Annotated in this window: 15 protein-coding genes and 3 pseudogenes; 10 read left to right on the forward strand and 8 right to left on the reverse strand. The window is 68.5% G+C overall.

All coding sequences use genetic code 11. The features are described from left to right. Positions 1-18: 18 nt before the first annotated feature. The 8 genes from ACSQ86_RS35670 to tagF all read left to right on the forward strand — a co-directional run bounded on the left by ACSQ86_RS35670 (position 19) and on the right by tagF (position 9,897). The gene (locus ACSQ86_RS35670; protein WP_436306509.1) at positions 19-1,653 is read left to right on the forward strand and encodes a DUF4384 domain-containing protein; all 1,635 of its coding nucleotides are present in this window, start codon (positions 19-21) and stop codon (positions 1,651-1,653) included. Beyond that, on the forward strand, positions 1,637-2,065 hold the full coding sequence (locus tag ACSQ86_RS35675; RefSeq protein ID WP_139191642.1) for a hypothetical protein: 429 nt from the start codon (positions 1,637-1,639) through the stop codon (positions 2,063-2,065). Before ACSQ86_RS35670 ends, ACSQ86_RS35675 begins: the two co-directional genes overlap by 17 nt. A 33-nt stretch (positions 2,066-2,098) precedes the next feature. After that, a complete protein-coding gene (locus ACSQ86_RS35680) occupies positions 2,099-2,821 on the forward strand; it encodes a GIN domain-containing protein (protein ID WP_436292863.1) in 723 nt (240 codons plus the stop codon). A 62-nt stretch (positions 2,822-2,883) separates the two neighbouring features. Continuing rightward, entirely contained in the window at positions 2,884-3,495 is a 612-nt protein-coding gene (locus ACSQ86_RS35685) for an OmpA family protein (RefSeq protein ID WP_436310802.1), read from the forward strand. Between the two features lie 267 nt (positions 3,496-3,762). Then, positions 3,763-4,872, forward strand: coding sequence for a type VI secretion system lipoprotein TssJ (gene tssJ, locus ACSQ86_RS35690; RefSeq protein ID WP_436310803.1), 1,110 nt, complete (start codon positions 3,763-3,765; stop codon positions 4,870-4,872). Continuing rightward, positions 4,869-5,996, forward strand: a complete 1,128-nt coding sequence (locus ACSQ86_RS35695) for a DotU/TssL family secretion system protein (protein WP_436306506.1) — start codon at positions 4,869-4,871, stop codon at positions 5,994-5,996. Before tssJ ends, ACSQ86_RS35695 begins: the two co-directional genes overlap by 4 nt. Further along, positions 5,993-9,316, forward strand: coding sequence for a type VI secretion system membrane subunit TssM (tssM, locus tag ACSQ86_RS35700; protein WP_436306505.1), 3,324 nt, complete (start codon positions 5,993-5,995; stop codon positions 9,314-9,316). The genes ACSQ86_RS35695 and tssM overlap by 4 nt, the downstream gene beginning before the upstream one ends. Beyond that, positions 9,310-9,897, forward strand: coding sequence for a type VI secretion system-associated protein TagF (gene tagF, locus ACSQ86_RS35705; protein WP_436306504.1), 588 nt, complete (start codon positions 9,310-9,312; stop codon positions 9,895-9,897). Before tssM ends, tagF begins: the two co-directional genes overlap by 7 nt. On the opposite strand, the gene ACSQ86_RS35710 is transcribed toward tagF, so the two are convergent. The 5 genes from ACSQ86_RS35710 to ACSQ86_RS35730 all read right to left on the reverse strand — a co-directional run bounded on the left by ACSQ86_RS35710 (position 9,861) and on the right by ACSQ86_RS35730 (position 15,251). After that, entirely contained in the window at positions 9,861-10,601 is a 741-nt protein-coding gene (locus tag ACSQ86_RS35710; protein ID WP_436306503.1) for a PP2C family protein-serine/threonine phosphatase, read from the reverse strand. The two genes, tagF and ACSQ86_RS35710, sit on opposite strands and share 37 nt — an antisense overlap. Further along, the gene (gene tagH / locus ACSQ86_RS35715; protein ID WP_436310804.1) at positions 10,583-11,848 is read right to left on the reverse strand and encodes a type VI secretion system-associated FHA domain protein TagH; all 1,266 of its coding nucleotides are present in this window, start codon (positions 11,846-11,848) and stop codon (positions 10,583-10,585) included. The genes ACSQ86_RS35710 and tagH overlap by 19 nt, the downstream gene beginning before the upstream one ends. Next, positions 11,835-13,343, reverse strand: a complete 1,509-nt coding sequence (locus tag ACSQ86_RS35720; protein WP_436306501.1) for a protein kinase domain-containing protein — start codon at positions 13,341-13,343, stop codon at positions 11,835-11,837. The genes tagH and ACSQ86_RS35720 overlap by 14 nt, the downstream gene beginning before the upstream one ends. Positions 13,344-13,357: 14 nt before the next feature. Continuing rightward, the gene (locus ACSQ86_RS35725; RefSeq protein WP_436306500.1) at positions 13,358-14,230 is read right to left on the reverse strand and encodes a c-type heme family protein; all 873 of its coding nucleotides are present in this window, start codon (positions 14,228-14,230) and stop codon (positions 13,358-13,360) included. A gap of 61 nt (positions 14,231-14,291) precedes the next feature. After that, positions 14,292-15,251: a hypothetical protein gene (locus ACSQ86_RS35730; protein WP_436306499.1), complete on the reverse strand. Its 960-nt coding sequence runs from the start codon at positions 15,249-15,251 to the stop codon at positions 14,292-14,294. A gap of 376 nt (positions 15,252-15,627) precedes the next feature. On the opposite strand from ACSQ86_RS35730, the pseudogene panD reads away from it, so the two are divergent. After that, positions 15,628-16,002: pseudogene (gene panD, locus ACSQ86_RS35735) on the forward strand (aspartate 1-decarboxylase); the annotation flags it as partial. Positions 16,003-16,593: 591 nt separating this feature from the next. Then, positions 16,594-16,977 (forward strand): hypothetical protein, encoded by a 384-nt coding sequence (locus tag ACSQ86_RS35740; RefSeq protein WP_436310805.1) that lies wholly within the window; start codon positions 16,594-16,596, stop codon positions 16,975-16,977. A 377-nt stretch (positions 16,978-17,354) separates the two neighbouring features. Here ACSQ86_RS35740 and ACSQ86_RS35745 read toward each other — a convergent pair. The 3 genes and pseudogenes from ACSQ86_RS35745 to ACSQ86_RS35755 form a co-directional block, all read right to left on the reverse strand. Continuing rightward, positions 17,355-17,563 (reverse strand): annotated as a pseudogene (locus ACSQ86_RS35745) (type II toxin-antitoxin system RelE/ParE family toxin); the annotation flags it as partial. A 468-nt stretch (positions 17,564-18,031) separates the two neighbouring features. Further along, positions 18,032-18,139 (reverse strand): annotated as a pseudogene (locus ACSQ86_RS35750) (DUF1016 N-terminal domain-containing protein); the annotation flags it as partial. A gap of 11 nt (positions 18,140-18,150) precedes the next feature. Beyond that, on the reverse strand, positions 18,151-19,278 hold the full coding sequence (locus ACSQ86_RS35755; RefSeq protein ID WP_436310806.1) for an ankyrin repeat domain-containing protein: 1,128 nt from the start codon (positions 19,276-19,278) through the stop codon (positions 18,151-18,153). Between the last annotated feature and the right edge of the window lie 2 nt (positions 19,279-19,280).

Below are 19,280 nucleotides of genomic sequence, written 5' to 3' on the forward strand. Positions count from 1 at the left end.
GCAGAAGGGAGATCTCACATGAAACCGCCCAAAGTCGCGCGCCTCCTCGCGCTTGCCGCCGCCCTCGCCGCACTCGCCGGCTGCCAGACGCTCGAGGTCAAGCAGCCCACCATCGAGCAGACCAACGAGATCCGCAAGGGGCCCGAGGACCGGCCCCAGCGCTCGATCACCGGCTTCTCGCATGCGCTGCGCTGCATGGACACGCTCTTGCTCGACTACGGCGTGCGTGACATCACGATGCTGACCGAGGAAATCGCCGACGAAACGAAGAAGCTGAACGCCGGCACGCGCGACATGCTGATCTCGTCGGTGTCGGACATGTCGCGGCGCAGCCGGGCGGTGCGCCTGGTCGCGTTCGGCAAGGACACGGCGAACGTGATCAGCTACCTCGCCTCGGCGCAAAGCGCGTCGGCCTACCAGGCCATCCCGCTGTACGACATCAAGGGCTCGGTGTCGCAGTTCGACGAGAACCTGGTCAAGAACCAGAAGGACATCGGCATCGGCTTCGCGCCCTTCATCAACCTCGGCGCGGCAAAGGATGCGGGCTCCAGCATGCTGGCGCTCGACCTGAGCGTGCTGACGACCAGCGACATGGCGGTGCTCGCGGGCGTCACTTCGCGCAACTCGGTGATGATCCTGAAGCAGGGCAGCGGCATCGACGGCGATGCTGCGTATCACAAGTTCGGCATCAACTACAGCATGAACCTGGCGAAGGCCGAAGGCCAGACGCAGGCGCTGCGCGGGCTGGTCGAGCTCGCGGCGGTCGAACTCATCGGCAAGCTCACCAAGACTCCGTACTGGACCTGCCTGGGCGTGACCGATCCGAAGAAGAACGACGAAACGCGCCTCGAGATGTTCGACTGGTATCACGCGATGGCGTCGACGCGTATCGAGCTGATCGCCTACTTCCAGAACCAGCTGCGCCGGCGCGCGTTCTACGACGGCCCGATCGACGGCGAATTCAACCCGGCCATCGACGAGGCGATCGCGAGCTACCGCGCTGCGCTGGGCCTCAGCCGCGAGGCGGTGCTCAACGAGGAGTTCTTCTACGCCTTCCTCGCCGCCGACCACACCAAGATCAAGCGGCCGGACCAGCCTGCACGCTACGTCGCGCCGGCCTCGGTGGCCGGAGCCCCCGCATCGATCCCGGTGGCCGCAGCCGCAACGACCGCAACAGCCGCAAGGGCCGCAGCCACCCCGGCAGCCGAGGCGGCCCACGCACAGGCGGCGGCGCTCAAGCTCTCGCTGACGACCCCGAAGCAGCAGACCCGCTTCGCCCGCGGGGAGGCGATCAACCTGGCCCTCGCGCCCTCGCAGGATGCGCATGTCTACTGCTACCTGCAGGACGAGGAGGCCAAGGTCATCCGCTTCTTCCCCAACCGCTTCGCCCGCGACTCGCGCGTCGCCGCGGCCCAACCGCTCGCGCTGCCCGGCGCGATGCGCTTCCAGCTCACGATGAACACGAAGGGCGTGCCCGAGACCATTTCCTGCTTCGCGACGCAGCGTGACGTGATGGCTTCGCTGCCGCAGGCGCTGGTCGGCGCCGACTTCGAACCCCTCCCCGGCGCCACGCTCGAACTGATCCGCAGCGCCTTCGTCAAAGCCAGCGGCGGCACGCTCGCCCAGGAGAACTTCCGTGTCCAAGCCAAATGAGTCCCGTCCTGGCCGTGCGAAGCAGCTCGGCATCCGCCTGGCCGCTGTGAGCGCGGTCGCCCTGGTCGCCGCCGTCGGCGTCCTGCAACTGCCCCTCGGCGCGACGGCAGGCGTCGCCACCGCGGCCGCCCCCACCGACGATCGCGTCGGGTCCGGGCTCCCGCCCGCCCCCCCGGCCTCGACGCCGGTGCCGAGACAGAAGGCGCAGGGCACCTATCGGCTGCGCTGTTGGCAGTACGGCCGCCTGCTGTTCGACGAGGGGCCGGTCACCCTGGGCCCCGACGCACGGCAGGGTGCGAAGCTGGTGGCGATCGACCGCGACGGCGGGGCGGTGATCGTCACCGATGCCGGCTGGACCACCTGCCAGGCGCGCCCCTACCCCGCGCCACCCAACCTCGCGCTGCCGCGCTGAGGCCACGGCTCATCGCAACCCAGGAGCCGCACCATGAACTGGTTCACCCGTGTGTTCCCCGTGCGGGGGACGCTTCGGGCCGCGGCTTCGGCCGCGGTTCTTGCCGCGATTCTTGCCGAGCCGGCACAGGCGGCCACCGAGACCCGCAGCGTCGCCGACTTCGACCAGGTCGTGTTCGCCGTCGCCGGCGAGGTCAGCATCGAGCAGGGCCCGCGCGAGACGCTGACCCTGGAAGCCGAGCCGGCGGTGCTGCGCAAGATCACGACCGAGGTTCAGGGCCGGCGCCTGCTCATCGGCCTGGCGCCCGGCCGGATCGAGACCCAGCAGCCGATCCGGATGAAGCTCGGCGTCCGGACGCTGCGCGTGTTCGAGTCGCGCACGGCCGGTGCGATCAGCATCGGACCGCTGCGCAGCGACGCGCTCGCGCTGGTGCTGGCGGGCGGCGGCTCGATCCGCCTCGATCGCCTGGAAAACGCGCGCAGCCTCGACGTGCGGATCACCGGCGCCGGCGAAGTCGCTGTCGGGGGCGGCAAGGTGATGGCGCAGCAACTTGCCATCACCGGCATGGGCAGCTATTTGGCACCCAAGCTCGCCAGCGAGCGCGCCGAAGTCACGATCGATGGCAATGGCGAAGTGCGACTTGCTGCCAGCACCACGCTGGCGGTGCGCATCGGGGGTGTCGGCCACGTGCGCTATCACGGCGACCCGGTGGTGACACGTTCGATCCGCGGCATCGGGTCGATCGAGAAAGATTGAACCGACCAGGCGGCGCGCGCAACCCATGGGCATCGACGAATCCAACGCCCAAGGAGCCCGAAATGACCCGCTACTTCAGCACCCTCGCCCTCGCCCTCGCCGCCGCCCTGATCACCCCCCAGGTGAAGGCCGAGAAGGTGATCGTCTATCGTGAGGGCCAGCTCGTGAACCCGCTGGACGTGGCGGCGGTGCTCGGCAAGACCCGTTCGATCCGCCTGCTCGATGATGCACCTGCCGCCCCGACGAAGTTCGTCGCGGCGGCGGCGGTTGCACTGGCGAAGACCTCGGCGCGTACCTCGGCCTCTGCGCCCATTGCGCGTGATGACTCGAACGCGGACGCCTCGGCGCTGTCCCTGCCGGTACGCTTCGCCTTCGACTCCGCTGACATCCTTCCGGCCGCACGGGCCCAGCTCGACGCGCTGGCCGAAGGCATCAAGCTGCTTGTGCCGAAGAGCATCGTCACGGTCGAAGGCCACACCGACGCCGTCGGCAGCGATGCCTACAACCTCGAGCTGTCGCGAGGCCGCGCCCGCGCGGTGCGTGACTATCTGGTGCAGCGCCACGGCATCGACGCCGCACGCCTGAAGACGGTTGGTTATGGCGAAGACCGGCCGATCGCAGACTCCGATCCGTACGCCGCGGTGAACCGTCGCGTGCAGTTCCACGGCTCCTGAACGGACGATCGCGCGTACCCAGGGCCCGCACCACGGCCGCGTCGCGGCGGCCGCGCGCTCCCCTTGTGCCGCCGCTGCGCAGCGCCGAGAATGGGATGCGATCGCCAGTGGAGGGCTTCACACATGAGACGCCAGGCCGCTCCCAAGTCGAATAGCACCGCAGCCGAAGGCGAAGGTACTCCAATGCGTCGCCGGCGCCTTCTTGCCTGCCTCGGCCTCGTCCCTGTGCTGTGGAGCGGGGTCTGCCACGCTCAGTCGCAGGCCAAGGTGGAAGCCCCCAAGCAACGCCGAGTCGCACTCGTGATCGGCAACGGTCGATACCCTGAAATTCCGCTGAACAATCCCGAGCACGACGCTCGCCTGGTTGCGCAGACCTTGCGTTCCCTCGACTTCGAAGTGGGCGAATATCTCAATCTCAATGCCCGCGACTTCAAGCGCGTGCTGCGGGAATTCGCGCGCCGCATGGACGACGATCAGGTTGCATCGGTTTTCTACTACGCCGGCCACGGCGTACAGATCGGCGGACGCAACTACCTGCTGCCGGTCGATATCGCGCTGCGCGACGAGGCCGAAGTGCGCGACGAGGCCATCGACATGCACGAAGCGCTGCTCGCGCATGTCGACCGGGTGCGTCCACGCGCGCGCATCTTCATCATCGACGCCTGCCGCAACGACCCCTTCGCGGCGCGCAGGCGATCGCGCAACGCCAACGGCCTGGCCGAGATGGCGGCGCCGGGTGCCCTCATTGCTTTCTCTGCAGCCCCCGGCGGGGTCGCCGAGGACGGCCCGATCGGGGGCAACAGCATCTATACGCGCCACCTCGCCACCGAGCTGCGCTCCACGGGCGTCGAGGTCGAGGAAATGATGAAGGCGGTACGCATCAAGGTGCTGCGCGACACCGCTCAGCGCCAGATCCCCTGGGTGAACACCTCGATGGTCGTGAATTTCATGTTCAATCCCGGTGCGGCACCGGTACTGGCCGGGCCCAAACGCAACCTGCAGTTGCTCGTGCAGGCGCAGCGCAGCTTGAACACCGATGCACGCAACGCGTCGGCCTCGCTGGCGCTGCGGGTTTATGTATTGCGCGATGCGAGCGGATTCGAGAAGGCGAGTTTCGACAGCCTCTACGACGATGACGAGGCGACCCTCGGGTCGAATGTGCTCGTGCGCCAGAGTCTGCACCTGCGCCCTGGCGAAGCGCGCGAGCTGGCCCTCGAGCTGAGCGGCGACGCGCGTGCCGTCGCGGTGTTCGGTGCGTTCCGGGAAATCGAGCACTCGCAGTGGCGTGCCATCCTGCCCTTGCCCGTCGGGACGCTGGCGCCGCGCGCGCGCGTCGACGCGCAGGCGCGCCAACTGCTCATGGGGTGGGCGAAGTGAAGCGGCCCGGCGCCGCGCCCGCATCGCCGGCTTTCGGCGGGCCGGACGGCGTCGACGAGCCGGCCGCTGCGCGTGCGTTGCGCGCCCAGGCGCTCCCCCTCGTGGCATTGATGGCCGGCTTGCGAGACGCGACGCCCGCCGACCCGGCCGCGCTGCGCAGCACGCTGGCTGCAGCGGTCAACCGTTTCGAAGCGGATGCACGCGCGGCAGGCGTCGACGAGGCCGGCATCGCGGCCGCGAGCTACGTGCTCTGTGCCTGGGGCGACGAGCAGTTCGGCTCGGCGCCATGGGGGGCGCAAGGCGCCGGACTGCTGCAGCGCTTTCACGGCGAAGCCGACGGCGGCGACAAGCTGTTGCGCCTGCTGACGCGGCTCGCCGAAAAGCCGCGCGAGTACCGCGCGCTGCTCGAACTCTTCCACACCTGCCTGAGTCTCGGGCTGCGCGCGCGCATGGTCCTCGACAACCGCGAACACGAATCCCTGCGCACACGCGTGCACCTCGCGCTGCAGCAGGTGGCGCCGGTTCCGGCGTTGGTCGCCCCCTGGCACTGCGCGGCAGCGGCCGCCAGCCCGCCGCGGGCGCCACGCGTCGCGTTGCCGGCGGTCCTGCTGCTCGGCGTGCTGGCCTTGGGCGTCTACAGCGCCGGCCAGCTGCAGCTTGCGGCGCGCGTCGACGGCGTGCTGGCGTCATTGCAGCAACTCGTGCCGGCAAGCACCGCCACGGCGGTGCCAGTGGCGGGCACGCCGACGGCGCCGCCGCGGCTGGCCCCGAACCTGCGTGACGACATCGACGCCGGCCGGTTGTCGGTCCGCGACGAGGCGCTGCGCAGCGTGGTCGTGGTCAGTGCCGACGCGCTGGGCGACGCCACCGGCCCGTTGACGCGCCTCGGCGCAGCGCTCGCGAAGCTGCCGGGCAAGGTACTTGTCGTCGGCTACACCGATGGCAGCGATCCTCCGACGGCCCGCACGCCCTCGGCCTGGCATCAGGCGATGGAATGGGCGCGCGGCGCCGCCGACGTCTTGCGGCCGCAACTCGGCGATGCGCGGCTCGCGGTCGAGGCCCGCGTCGACGCCACGGCCGGCAAGCCGCTGCGCCGGGTCGAGATCGTCCTGTTCCCGGAATGAAGGCGTCGACCCGCTTCGTGCAAAGCGCCGTGAACCTCGGCGCGGCAGGCGCCTTGCTGTGGTTCGCGGCACCGCTGCTCGCCTTCGGCAACTGGCATCCCTTCGACGACATGCGCACACGCGTCGCCTTGCTGGCGCTGGTCGCGCTCCTGCTGCTCGGTCTGGGCGGGCTGCGGGTGCTGCTGGCCCGGCGGCGCAACGAGCGGCTGCTGAAGGGCCTCGAATCCGGCGATGCCAGCCCCGAACTGAGCCAGCGCTTCCGCCAGGCGCTCGCGATGCTGCGGCAGGGCATCGAGGCGAAGGGTACCCAACGCTGGTGGCAGAGCCGGCGACAGGTGCAGCAGCTGCCCTGGTACCTGATCATCGGTGCGCCCGGGGGCGGAAAGACCACGGCGCTGTTGCATTCGGGTCTGCGCTTTCCGCTCGCCGAACGGCTCGGGCGCGACCCGCTCGCGGGTACCGGCGGCACGCGTCAATGCGACTGGTGGTTCAGCCAGGACGCCGTGTTCATCGATACTGCGGGACGCTACACGACACAGGACAGTGACGCCGCGGCCGACGCCCGGGAATGGCAGCAATTCCTCGCGCTGCTGCGCCGGCACCGGCCGGTGCAGCCGATCAATGGCGTGATCATCAGCGTCAGCGTGCCCGACCTGCTGCACGGCGGCGCGGAACTCGCGCGCCAGGCGGCTGCGGTCGCGGCGCGCCTGGACGAACTGCGCCGCGAGCTCGATCTCGCCTTTCCGCTCTATCTGCTGGTGACCAAGGCCGACCTGCTCGCCGGCTTTGTCGAAACCTTCGGCGATCTCGACGCCGCGCAACGCGAGCACCTCTGGGGCCTGGTGTTCGACGCCGATGTCGCCGGCATCCCGGTCGATCTCGCGCCGCGCCTGGCCGACCTCGCGCAGCGCCTGGCACGGCGCGGCCCCGAGGCGCTGCAGCATGAACGCACGCCGCAGCGCCGCCTGCCGATCTACGCCTTCGCGGCACAGTTCGAAGCCCTGCTCGCACCTCTCGAAGGATTTGTGCGCAAGGCCTTCGCCGGCATTGCCGCCGAACCGGCGCAGCGCCTGCGCTCGATCGCGCTGACGAGCGGCACCCAGGAGGGTAATCCGATCGACCGGGTGATCGGCGAACTCGCACGCAGCCACGGCCTGGCGCTGAAGCCGCTGCCGCGACCCGACGCCGGCGGCAAATCGTTCTTCCTGAACTCGCTGCTGAAGCGCCTGGTGATCGCCGAAGCGCCGCTGGCAGGTCAGCGGCTGGAGCGGCTGCGTTTGCGTCGGCGAGCCGCCGTGTTGGGCGCCGGCTTTGCCGGCGCCGCTCTGCTCGCCGCATCTGCCCTGTGGTGGCAGAGCTACCGGCGCAACCTCGACTATGTCGACACGGTGCGCACGCGCGTCGAGCAATTGACCGAGCGCATCGGCTCGCTGGAGTCGGCAAGCCTCGAGCAGGTGTTGCCGCTCTATTCGCTGCTCGAGCGCCTGGCCGCGAACGATGGCATCGATCCGAACGAACCGCCCGCCGGCTTCGGCTTCGGGCTGTTCCAGGGGCCGCGGCTGGCGCGCTCGGCGGAGCAGGCCTACCGCGAGATGCTCGATCGCAGTCTGGCGCCGCTGCTCATCGAGCGCTTGCGCCGCGACCTGCGCGAGGCCGAGGACAGCGCGACGCGTTACGAGGCGCTGCGCGCTTCATTGATGCTCGCCAGCCCGGCGCGGCTGGTCCGCGGCGAGTTGCGACCCTGGGTCGAGCAGGCGCTGGTTCAGGCGAGCGGCGCCGGCGAACGCGTCGAATGGGCGCGCCATGTCGAGACCCTGCTCGAGCGCAGCGGGCTGCCCGAGGCGATGCGCTCCGACGATGCCGGGGTGCGCGCGGCGCGCAGCGCCCTCGCGGCGCTGCCGCTGGCGCAGCGCGTGCACGAGCGCTTGCTGCGACGCGTTTCCGACCCCGAACCGGCGCAGGATCTGCCGACGCGCCTCGGCGCGGCCGGCGCCCTCATGTTCGCAGCGTCGAGCGCCGGGCCGATGCCCGAGCATTCAAGTGCCGGCGACTGGCGGCGCAAGCTCGTGCCGGCGCTCGAGGCGACCTTCGATGAGCTCGCGAACGAGGCAGACTGGGTGCTCGGCGACACCGGCAGCGAAGTACGGCGTCTGCAGAAGGACCGCGTCTGGCGCGACGAAATCGCCGCGCAGGTCGGCAAGCGCCAGGCCCAGCGCGTGATCGCCGCCTGGTCGCGCCAACTCGATGCCCTTGCGTTGGCGCCCGGCACCGATGCGGATGGCGCCGCGCGCCAGGCCACAGAACTCACGGCGCCCGATTCGCCGCTGCGCCGCCTCTTGACACGCCTGGCCGACGAGTTCAGCGCGACCTCCCAGGGCGGCAGCACGGCCGAGGCCGCCTTCGATGGCCTGCTTCGGGCCCGCTTCGGCGCGCTCGGCGACTACGCGGCAGGTGCCGGGCCGCAAGCGCTCGACCGCCTTCACGCCCTGGCTACGGCCAAGCGCGACGAGGCTGCCCATGCCGAGCTCGACGCGACCTTGCGCGCCGAGGCCGCCCGCGCGCCGGTCGCGCTGCGCAAGGTCTACATCGGCCTCGGGACCTTGATTCGCTCGCGCGGCGGCGCCAAGGCAAGTTTCGACGCCGCGCTGGCCGAACTCGCGCAGACCTGCAGCGCGTTGACGCACGAGCGCTTCCCGTTTGGCGCCGCCGCGTCGCGCGACATGGCACCGTCCGATTTCGCGCGCCTGTTCGGACCCGGCGGCCTGTTCGACGAGTTCCGGCGCAACCAGCTGAGCGAACGCGTCGACACGTCGAGCCGGCCTTGGAAGGCGCGCAGCTCACCCGTCGATGCGAGCATGCCGGGTGCATTCGAGCAGGCGGCGGCGATCGGCACCCTGTTCTTCCCCGGGGGTGCTCCGCTGCCCGAGCTCAAGCTGCGCCTCACGCCGCAGCGCATGGATGCCGAGCTGCTGCAGTTCAGCATCGATGTCGATGGTCAGCTGCTGCGCTTCGAAAACGGCCCGACACGCTCCAAGGAACTGGTCTGGCCGGGACCGGCGTCGACGCAGAAAGTGCTGATTCGCATCTTGCCGCCCGGCCCCGCCGGGGTCGGCGCCGAAGTTCATGAAGGTCCGTTCGCCTGGCTTCGGGTGCTGTTGCGCGGCGACTGGAAGGGCGAGCGGGGCGCGCCAGCGCGGCTGGCCTTTGTCGTCGACACACGCACCCTCGACGTCGAGGCGAGCGCATCCGGCGCGCCCGAGGCCGATATCTGGACCCTCCGGGAGCTGGCACGTTTTCGCTGCCCGCAAGCGACATGGTGAAGTTGCCGTCGCGTCGCGTGTCCTGGTACGGCAAGCTGCCCGCGCGCGGAGACTTCGTCGGCCGTGGCCTGCCGCCACGCTGGCGCGGCGACTGGGACGGTTGGCTACAGCGCGGCCTCGCCCTCGCCGCGACGATGGTGGACGGCGCCGCGCTGCGCGAACGCCTTCGCGCCTTCGCGCCGTGGCGCTATCTGGCGCTGCCGGCGCCCGGCGAGATCTGGTGCGGCATCATCGTGGCTTCGCACGATCGTGTCGGACGCGCTTTTCCGTTGACGCTGGCCGAACGCTTTGCCGCGCCGGCCTCACCCGACCAAAGCGCTGCACGGCTCGCGTCGCTGCTTGGCGCGGCAGCAGAAGGACCCGAAGCGCTCGAGGCGGCTATAGCCGCGTTGCCGCCGCACTCCGAGCAGGAATTCAAGCCAGCCGAGGCCTGGCCGTCGCAGCCGGCCAGCCTCTGGTGGCCGCTCGCCGCTGCGCACGATGTCATTCCCCGGGCTGCGGCCTGGCCACCGGAGCCGGCGCTACTGCTCGAACTGCTCGAAATTCAACCCGCCGCGCACCAGATCGCGAGCGCCGAATAGTTGTCCTGGTCGCTGCGGTCGGCTTGCTGCACGCCCGCTTCGAGGCGATCGAGCCAGGCCTGGGCGCCACTGCAGCCGACCACGCTGCGCGCCATCGCCACATCGTCGAAGGCCGACCACAGGCCGTCGCTGCACAGCAGCAGCGCATCGCCGGAAGCGAGCACCTGCGGCGTTTCCAGGACCTCGAAGTCGAAGCCTTCCGGTGAGCCGAGCGCCGAAGTCAGCTGCCCCGAGGCGTCGGCGGTCGCACTCAGGCCGGCGTCGCGCAAGCGCTGTTCGAGGCTTTGATCACGCGTGCGCCCGAGCAATCGGGCGTCATGCCAGCGGTACAGGCGCGAGTCGCCGGCATGGGCCCAGAGCGCCGCGCCGCTGTGAAGATCGAGCAGTAGCACCACGATGGTGGTGCGCATGTCGGCAGTCAGGGTACCGGCAACCTGTTGCGCGACGACTGCGCCGTTGGCCCCCTGGACAAGCCACTGCAGCGCGTTCAAGCTGAACTCGGGACGGAGCGCGAAGGCTTCCAGCACATGCGTCACGGCGGCGCGCGATGCCGTCTGGCCGCCGCCATGCCCACCAGCGCCGTCGCACAGAACGGCGACAAGCGAACCGGCGCCTTCCCAATAGCCGAAGGCATCTTCGTTGCACTCGCGCCGCCCGGTTTGCGACAGCGCAGCGAGCGAGACGGTCAACGCGCGCTCGGCCATGGATCCTCCGGCGGCGCGGGATCGACGTCGGCATTGACGCGCGACTGGGCTTCATAGGCGCGCAGGAATTCGCGTCCGAAGATGGTCTCGAAGTCGTCATCCAGGTGCTCGAGCAACTGGGCGTGCTGCATGCGGTGGCGATGCCAGAGGGCCGCGGCGCGGAGCAAGGGCAGGCGTGAAATACCGTGCGCCGGCCCCTCCCCGTTCTCGGCGGCCTCGGGACCCAGCCGGGAGAAGAGCTCGAACACGGCCGCGCGCATGCCGGCCACCATCGCCACCTGGTGCACCAGCAGGTCGTGATGCGCGTCGTGCAACGCCGCCACCGGGTCGAGGAAGCCGGGGCTCGCGTCACGCTGCAGCATTCGAGTCAACGCTTCGGTCGCGTCCGGCGAGAACTTCAGCGGGTTGTTCTGGCGCGGGGTGATGTGCGTACCCTCGGCGCGCATCTGGCGTTTCGCGACCGCGCGGCTTTGCAGCAGCGCAAGCGTGCCTTCGGCCGTGGCCCGCAGCAGCGCGCCGAGGTGTTCCATCCAGTCCGGCGTGAGCGGCGCTACCTCGGCGCCAAGGCCGGCGCCGCGACCGAAAGCCGCCGCGAGCTCACGCAGTTCCGGCGACATGTCTGCCGAACGCGAATGGGCTGCCGCGGCGGGCGCGGGCCGTGGTGTCACTGCCGGCAGAGAGGCCTGCAGGGGCGGCGGTGCCGGTGGCATCGAGGGCGCACTCGGCGTTATCGATGTGATGGTGCGCACGACATGCCGGCTCGTCTGCCACGACACCACCGCGCTGATTGCCGCAGCTTCGGCCGAAGGTGCAAGGGCCGGCAGCGGAGATTCGGCAGCGAGTGGATCGAGCGCTGCGTCCAGATCGAACCAGCGATCCAGGCGCGAGCGCTGCGCAGCCGTCGCCGCCACGGGCTCGACGGCGAGCTCGAACCCGCCGATGCGCAAGCGGTCGCCCACCAAGAGGGCCCGTTCGCCGCCCGGGTCGAGCTGCATGCCGTTCACCCACAAGGGTGCGGTGCTGCTGATGCAGCGCACGCGCGCGGCCTGGTCGGCCACGATCACTTGTGCATGCTGGCGCGACACAAGGCGCAGCGGGTCAGCCAGCACCAGGCCGCAATCGACGGCGCGCCCGATCGTGAGGCCCTCGGGCGGCAGCGGAAGCGCCGTCGCATCGGGTTCGGTGGCGCCGGGTCGGCGCGTGACACGCAGCTCGATCACGGCGCGCTCGAGTTCAGCCGAGGGCACGCCACAAGTCGGCCTGCACACGGCGGGCATCGACGTTCGGCATGAGCTGTTCGACCACGCTGGCGACGAACTGCTCGCGGGTATGCGACTTCGCAGCGCAGCGCTTGGCGACGACCCGCGCAATCGGTCCCAGTGAGGAAAGGAGTGCGGCGGCCGCCTTCTCGACATCCCCCTCACGCATCGGCACGCCGCTCGGCGCTTCGCCCCCGACCTGCGTGGACTGGAAACTGGTGGCCGCTGCCGAGACCGCGGTATCGCTGCGCGGCGCACCGGCCTTGGCCAGGAAGCGCTCGCGCGCTTCAAAATCGACGATCGCACTGGCGACGGCATGGCGCACGGCCGCCAGCGAGGTCAACCCGCGCGCTGCGCGGCGCACCAGCACGCGAGCCACCGGTCCAACATGCTGGGCCAGTTCGCGTTCGACCTCGGCCAGCGCCGCGGTGTCCCATCCGGTGGGCACCGGGACCGAAGGCGGGCCGGTGACGGGCAGCGGCTTCGAGGGCGTCAGGGGAGTCGTCGCCGGGTCGGGTACCGACGGCACCGATGTCGAGCTCGGCCTGGAGGGCGCGGACGGGTCGCGCACCTTCCCAACGGCCGGCTTCGCCTCGGGGCCTTTGAGCCGAGGAGCGAGCAGGATGTCGGCCGGGAGCACATCCGGCACCGCCTCCGTCGCGAGCGCCAGCAGCGCGGTTCGCATTTCCATGGCGGTCGCGTAGCGCTGCGCCGGATCCTTCGCCAGCGCGCGGTCGAGCACCGCGTCGAAGGGCTCGAGCGCGGCGTCCTTCGTCACCTCGCTCAGCGGCTTGTGCGGCTCGTAGACGATCTTGTACATGATCGCGTCGTCCGTGCCGACGAATGGCGTCGTCCCGCTGAGCATCTGGTAGAGCAGCACGCCCGCCGAGAACACATCGACGCGCCGGTCGACGTCGCTGTTGGTGTACTGCTCGGGCGCGATGTAGCCGGGCGACCCGATGACGGAAGTGCCGCGAGTCAGATTCGACGATTCGGTTCGCGCGATACCAAAATCGGTGATCTTCAAGCGCCCGTCATCGGCAATCAGCAGATTCGCCGGCTTGATATCGCGGTGCACGATGCCGCGCTCGTGGGCGTAGTGCAAGCCGTCGAGCAGTTGCAGCATCAGGCACAGCACCTGCGACACCTCGAGCTTGCGCGGAGCCTGGATGTAATCGCGCAGGTTTCGCCCGGCGACGTACTCCATGACGATGTAGGCGCAGTCGTTGTCTTCGCCGAACTGGTAGACCGAGACGATGTTGCGGTGCGTCAGCCGCCCTGCCGCCTTGGCTTCCACGCGAAAGCGCGCCGCCACGCTCGGGTCGTCGTCGCTCGAGTCGAGCAGGCGACGGTGGATCGTCTTGATCGCCACCGGACGGTCGATGGCCGGGTCATGCGCCAGGTACACCATGCCCATCGCACCGGAGCCGACCACGCCGCGGATCGGGTACGGACCGACATGGGATGGGATGGGTGCGGACATACGCGCGGTGAACCTCAGGCGTCGAGCATCTTGATGGCGTGATCGAGGCTGTGACGCATGCGCGCGAACGATTGCGCCAGCGTCCCGATTTCGTCACGCCCATGCGTCGCGAATTCCGGGACATCGAGCTCGCCCAGGCTGACGCGGTTGGCCAGCTTCGACAGCGCCGTCACCGGTCGGATCACGAGCAGGTAGAGCATCAGGTTCAACACGATGCCGATGGCCACGAAAATGCCGATGAGCGAAGCCATGAAGACCTTGAAGGCCTGCTCGGCGCGCGCCAGCGGCACCGCCATGGGCACCGACACCACCTGTGCGCCGATCACTTCATTCAACTGCCAGCCGAACCCGTTGGCCTGACCGTACTTGTCGATCAGCGTGCGCGGCGCTGCCTCGACCGTGCTGTGGCATACCAGGCAGGCGGCGTTCGTGATGCGCAACGGGCGCGCGATGTAGAGCGAGCGCCCGGTACCCGACTCGCGCTCGCCAACGAACTCCTTCTTGTCGGCCTGGGTGCGAAAACGATTCACGATGTCGGCTTCCCAGTCGGCCGCCCGATCGCGCGGGTTGGTCGGATTCAGGGTCGCTTCCTTGTAGGTGTAGTCGGGGAAGCTCTTGGCCAGCGTCGCCAGCACTTCGGTGGCGGAGTAGGCCGGCACCGTCTGGGGCAGGAAGGTGTACTTCATCTGCGTTTCGAGCAGCGGGCGGATCTGGTCGTTGGTGTAGGTGCGTATCGCCACCGCCTTTTCCATCGTCAGGCGCGCGTGGTTGAGCACTTCCTCCTTGGCGTTGCTTTGCAGCAGGTCGTAGGAAACCTTGCCTGCGCCGACCACGCCGGCGACGAAGACGACCAGGAAGATCAGGTTGAACTTGAATAAGAGGCGCATGTGGTTCTCCAGTCCTGGCTGTCCGTAGTCGCTGAGTTGCGGCTGGACACGCGGCGGTTCACTATGGTTTACCCGAGCCGGCGCCGGTGCCTGCCGCTGCGGCCGCAGCGGCGGCGGCTGCGCGGGCGGCCTGGCGCGCGGCCTCCCGCGCGCGCCGACGCTCGGCCTCTTCGGCCAGGCGGCGCGCATAACCCTCGGGGTCTGCATAGGGTTCCCATTCGGGATGCCGCGCCAGCTCGGCCTTGGCCGCCGCGCGGAAGCTCAGGTCGGCGGCTGCACGCGAGCGCCACAGCGGCAGCAGCGGCAGACGCAGCGCCGGTTCGGTGCGCAGCCAGGCGGCCACATCGGTGTAGGCGATCTCGCCGAGCGCCTTGGGCGCGACATTGCGCTTGGCGAACTGCTCGCCGCGCGCCGGCAGCCGGTCGCGGAACTGGCGCGGCACCTTGGCCAGGAACTCGGGCGCGGCACGCCGCGCGACCGTCGGTGTGGCACCTTCACGCCGTTGTGCGAAGTCGCCGCCGGCCAGTTGGGAGATCGTCTGGGCGCCATCGCGCAGCGTCAGCTTGGCGGCGCCGCTTTCGACGAACACCTCGTACTGCGCGCCGGTCGTGTAGACAACGGTGTTGGCGGCTTGCGTCGCGATCTCGAAGGTGGGGCTTGCGTAGCCGAAGGTCCCGCTGCTGCTGGTCTTGAGCCAGCCCTGGAGCAGATACAGCGGCGGCGCCGCGAGCCCCTTGCCAACGCGAGGCCGCATCATCAGCCGCGTCGATTCACCGATACCGACAAGGACGCCCCCGGGAAGTTCGATCTGGGCGAAAGCGCCGGGCGCTGTCTCGATGATGTCCTGCTCATTCAACGCCACGCCCTCGGCCAGCGTATAGCGCGTGGTCTGGCGGATCAGCGTGGCGCCGCCTTCGACGATGCCGACGACGCTGGTGGATTGCGCCCAGGTCAGCGACGACGCGAGCAGGCTCGCGATGCACAGCAGGAAAGACCCGAACGATATCTTGGTGAGCCGCAAGACGTAACTCCCCTGGCATCATTGAATCTGGTTGTCAACCAATGTGACAGCACCATGTTACCCAAGTCCCCCCGCGCTGCGTTCGTATTTTTTCGAACTGAAGTACTACATCAGAGGGGGTAGCCCGACGTCGATTGCGGCGCTACTCGAGTCGCTTGCCATCGCGTCCGCCGGCTCGGAGAATTCCTTCCTGCACCTAGGAGTCCGCGCGGCAGAAGTTTTTCTGCGCGGAGGTGAACCCCGCGTTGAGTTCGTGCACGGCGAGGAAGCGTTGGCGCTGCGCCTCGGCTGATGCTGAACGTCCCGGACAGGGTCTACTTGGCCTGCCAGAGGCGAGGGGCACACGTGCCCCCACTATGGGGCCTCATCTGACCATCTCCACCGCGCCACCGTCACCGATTGCGAGCTTCACTACGAGGGCTCCTGCGCCATCGACGAAGACCTGCTGGAGGCCGCCAACCTGGCGGAGAACGAGCAGATCCATGTCTGGAACATCAACAACGGCGAGCGCTTCGTGACTTACGCGATCCGCGGCCAGCGCGGCAGCGGCATCATCTCGCTCAACGGCTCGGCCGCGCGCCGCGCCTCGCTGGGCGACCTGGTCATCATCGCCGCCTTCGGCCTGGTGCCCGAGGAGCAGGTGCGTGGCCACCGGCCCAAGCTGGTGTTCGTGGACGAAGCCAATTTCATCAAGGAAGAGCGCGCCCACATCCCGGTGCAGGCCGCCGACGGCGAAGCGTTCGCGGCCTGAGCGCGGATTCCGCGGCGTCCGGCCGCTCCCGCTTCCGCGACGCCATCCCCCTGCACGAGCTGTGTGGGCTAGAGGGCAAGGCGTCGAATACCGCGTTGCGACTGGATACCGCTCGCCAATAGGGCTCAGGAGCCGGCAGCGGCGGTGTCGATGAACCTCAGCAGATCATGGAGCCCCGGCCCGAACTCCTGCGTGTCGACTCCCGCAAGGAGGACCAGATCACCAGGTGCCAGATCCATGTCGTCCCCACGAATCGTCCTCACAGGGAGCTTTCCATCCAGTGCGTCGGACTCCCCGGCACACAACACGACGATCGCGCATTCGTGGGGCGCGTTTCGGCCCATGGCCAGGTCGCCACGTCGAAATGGCCGCCGCTCACCCTCCCTGCGGAAGCGAAGTCTGGGTAGCGCCACCTTGGTTGGGGAGGGATGGGTTGGGGTCATGTACGTTCTTTGGGGTCAAATGCAGCCGAAGTCTCGGCTGCATTCAAGCGAATGGGAATCCGCCAAAGGTCGCGCTGCAGACGGTCCGCAAGTTCGGAGGCGCAGCTACCAGAACCTCCAGAACGGCCGCCCCGCGCATGAGACACGCATGCTCGCCGATGTCGACCGCGCGCGCCAGGCGACGAAGCAGCTCGAGGGCGACCTTTCAAAGGAGCAGCAGCGCCGCGTGCGCGGCGAGGAAGCCGCGGCCGAACTGCTCGACGCCGAGCGTCAGGCGCTGCGCGATGCACAGCAGTCTGCCCAGCAGACCGAACGCGCCCTGCGTGATCAACTCGCCGCCCAGGGCATCGCACTGGCGCAGGCCCAGTCGCAAGGTTCGGCGCTGCAGCAGCGCCTGGACAACCTCCAAGGGCAGTTCGATGAAGAGAAGAGATCGCATGACGGAACCCGTGCGCTGCTCGCCGGTGCGCTGGCGGCAGTCGCAAGCCAAGAGGGGTACGCAAGCCCTCCCCCCGGCGCAGGCGAAGCGTAGCTTGCAACACCCACGCAGCGGATCGATGCGAGAAAGCTCCCGGGGCTCGCGCCCCGGGAGTAAATCCACCAAGAGGGGTGGAGGAGACAACCGGTTCAGCTTGGTGCGTCTGCAAAGCGATCGCGCCGAATGCACAGGCTATGCAAGCCGCGTGCCACCATGCTCACATTTTCTGTGGCTTTACGCATTGCTGAAATCTTCTTCGATAGCAGCGGAAGTCAGGGCGCCGAGCCCGCTTGCAGCTTTGGCGCGCGGCCAGATACGACTTCGAGTGCGAGAGTGCGGCAGTCTGGCGGGCAAATTCGTCCGAAGGCCCCGGCCTGATGGACATCGTGCTGGAGCTCGAGTCGAGCATCAATCCGAGCTACAACATTCCATCAGGGACGTGCGGGCGGCCACATCTGTGCGGCGTGCAAGACGCGCAGAATCGTCACGGCAATCGTTGATTCCGAATACACGACCACGTAGTTTGGCGTACCACCATCTCGCGCGTGCCGCTGACGCACCCCGGCCGATACAGCTTGGGCTGCTCCCGCAACCGTTCGGCCTTTTCCTCGATCTCCGTGACGAGTGCCAGCGCCGCATCGAGGTGCCTGCAAGGTGACTGGCGCGCGCTGCTGCGGCCTCTCGTGGCGCTGCGCTGCGCCCTCGGGCTGGCCGCCGCCCTCGCGGTCCCGCCCGGCGTGCTCGTCATCGTTCGCCCGGAGGACGGCACCGCCTCGCTGCCCGCCTGGGGCATCAAAGCGCCCTGCTCTGCGCGGTGCTGCTGGGCGCGCGAGCTTGCGACCCCGCGCCTTTCCTCGAATGCGCCATCTGGTTGGTGGCGCTGGTAGCGGTGATGGCCGTGTGCCTCGGAGAAGGGGTGCTTGGGCTGGTGGAGCGTTGGCCGCCGCTCGACCCGGAGGCGGTGGATCGGGAAATGCTCCAGACACCGTCTGGAGTTTCTCGGGCAGGGCTGATTCTCCAGACTCTGGGGAATTCGGCGTGCGCGCGATTGACCAGACAGCGGTTGGTGAATGCGGGCTGTAGGCCAGGCCGTATAAAAGAGCCGCATCTGCCACAGGTTGTGTCGACTGAATCCTCGGCCAAACCGGGCCGAGAGGTCCGCAGACAGGCGTTCGATCAGGGCTTCGCCATAGGCCGCCGGTGAAGACCTTGGCACTGCCGCCGGCTTCAACTTGGTGCGTCAGCGAACAACAAACTCTTCCATGGTTTGCGCATGAGCCGATCCGTCAACGCCATTGCTTCCGCAGAGGTCCTCGGTGGCTTCTTTGCGGGACATGGCACCAGAAGAAGGGTCTGGGCGATGGCAGTGTCGCCTTCACGCTCGGCTTCCAATGCCGAATGAAGGCTTAACACCCATGGCCCGAGACGTGAGCCGGTGTCGTTAAGTGGAAGTTGCTCGCCTGTCAACAATGCGCCATGGTGCAGCGGTTGCCCGTCGAGGCCTGCTCGCACCACCGCGCTCAGGCGTGCAATCGGATCGGCAACTAGAGACAGCTGCAAGCTCGCCCGATTGAGAGGCCACGAGGAGGGCAATATCAAGCCTACCTCCGTCTTTCCCGGCTGCAAGCCAGCAGAGAAGATCAGTTGGAATTCGTACTTTGCAGGTATTCGGATGGCCCGCAAAATCACCGATGTTCCGTCCGGTTTGTCAATCAGCGCAAGCGCACGAGGATTCGCAAATCCCTGCATGCTGCGTTCGATGTGTTCGATGTAGGGTTGCTGCGGAACATCGGACCAGTCATGCCTTTCGAGATATGGGCGCTGGGCGCCCATTCCCCGAAGATACTCGGCGACTGCGGCCTGCCCGCCGCCCTTCATTGCATAGAGGCTCGCGAAGTCGAGCGCGGTCTGGGGGAGCCGAAGGTGTTCGCGGTGGATGTCCGCACCGGCATCGACCAGGAGCTGCGCGATCTCGACGTATCCCTCCATTGCAGCACCCATCAGCGGCGTTGACGCCGATTCCGCCGGTCCGTCGACCCACGCACCGGCTTCGATCAAGAACCTCACCGTAGACAAGTGCCCGGCCGTCGCAGCCTCCTCCAAAGGCGTCGAGCCACCACTGCTTGCGGCTGGCCGATTGACGTCGAGCCCTAACTCAATCAACAGCTCGCAAACGGCCAGTTGCCCTTTTCTGGCCGCAAGGTGCAGGTATCCCGGCGAGTCGCCGCCTGTCCACCCTTGCTCAAGCGCCCTTGGACAACTGCGATGCACCTCGTGGATGGTCCTTAAGTCACCAGCGGACACTGCCTCATAGAGCGCCTTGCGCACCTCGTTCGATACTTCTGTTGCATTCATCT

The sequence above is a fragment of the Variovorax sp. LjRoot130 genome (genome assembly GCF_964253755.1).
Classification (GTDB): Bacteria; Pseudomonadota; Gammaproteobacteria; order Burkholderiales; family Burkholderiaceae_C; genus Variovorax.

Excerpts from the sequence above, each read along its gene's own strand:
- ACSQ86_RS35670 (WP_436306509.1), top strand. The coding sequence starts at position 19 with ATGAAACCGCCCAAAGTCGCGCGCCTCCTCGCGCTTGCCGCCGCCCTC.
- ACSQ86_RS35680 (WP_436292863.1), top strand. The coding sequence starts at position 2,099 with ATGAACTGGTTCACCCGTGTGTTCCCCGTGCGGGGGACGCTTCGGGCC.
- ACSQ86_RS35685 (WP_436310802.1), top strand. The coding sequence starts at position 2,884 with ATGACCCGCTACTTCAGCACCCTCGCCCTCGCCCTCGCCGCCGCCCTG.
- tssM (WP_436306505.1), top strand. The coding sequence starts at position 5,993 with ATGAAGGCGTCGACCCGCTTCGTGCAAAGCGCCGTGAACCTCGGCGCG.
- tagF (WP_436306504.1), top strand. The coding sequence starts at position 9,310 with ATGGTGAAGTTGCCGTCGCGTCGCGTGTCCTGGTACGGCAAGCTGCCC.
- ACSQ86_RS35710 (WP_436306503.1), bottom strand. The coding sequence starts at position 10,601 with ATGGCCGAGCGCGCGTTGACCGTCTCGCTCGCTGCGCTGTCGCAAACC.
- ACSQ86_RS35720 (WP_436306501.1), bottom strand. The coding sequence starts at position 13,343 with ATGTCCGCACCCATCCCATCCCATGTCGGTCCGTACCCGATCCGCGGC.
- ACSQ86_RS35725 (WP_436306500.1), bottom strand. The coding sequence starts at position 14,230 with ATGCGCCTCTTATTCAAGTTCAACCTGATCTTCCTGGTCGTCTTCGTC.
- ACSQ86_RS35740 (WP_436310805.1), top strand. The coding sequence starts at position 16,594 with ATGCTCGCCGATGTCGACCGCGCGCGCCAGGCGACGAAGCAGCTCGAG.
- ACSQ86_RS35755 (WP_436310806.1), bottom strand. The coding sequence starts at position 19,278 with ATGAATGCAACAGAAGTATCGAACGAGGTGCGCAAGGCGCTCTATGAG.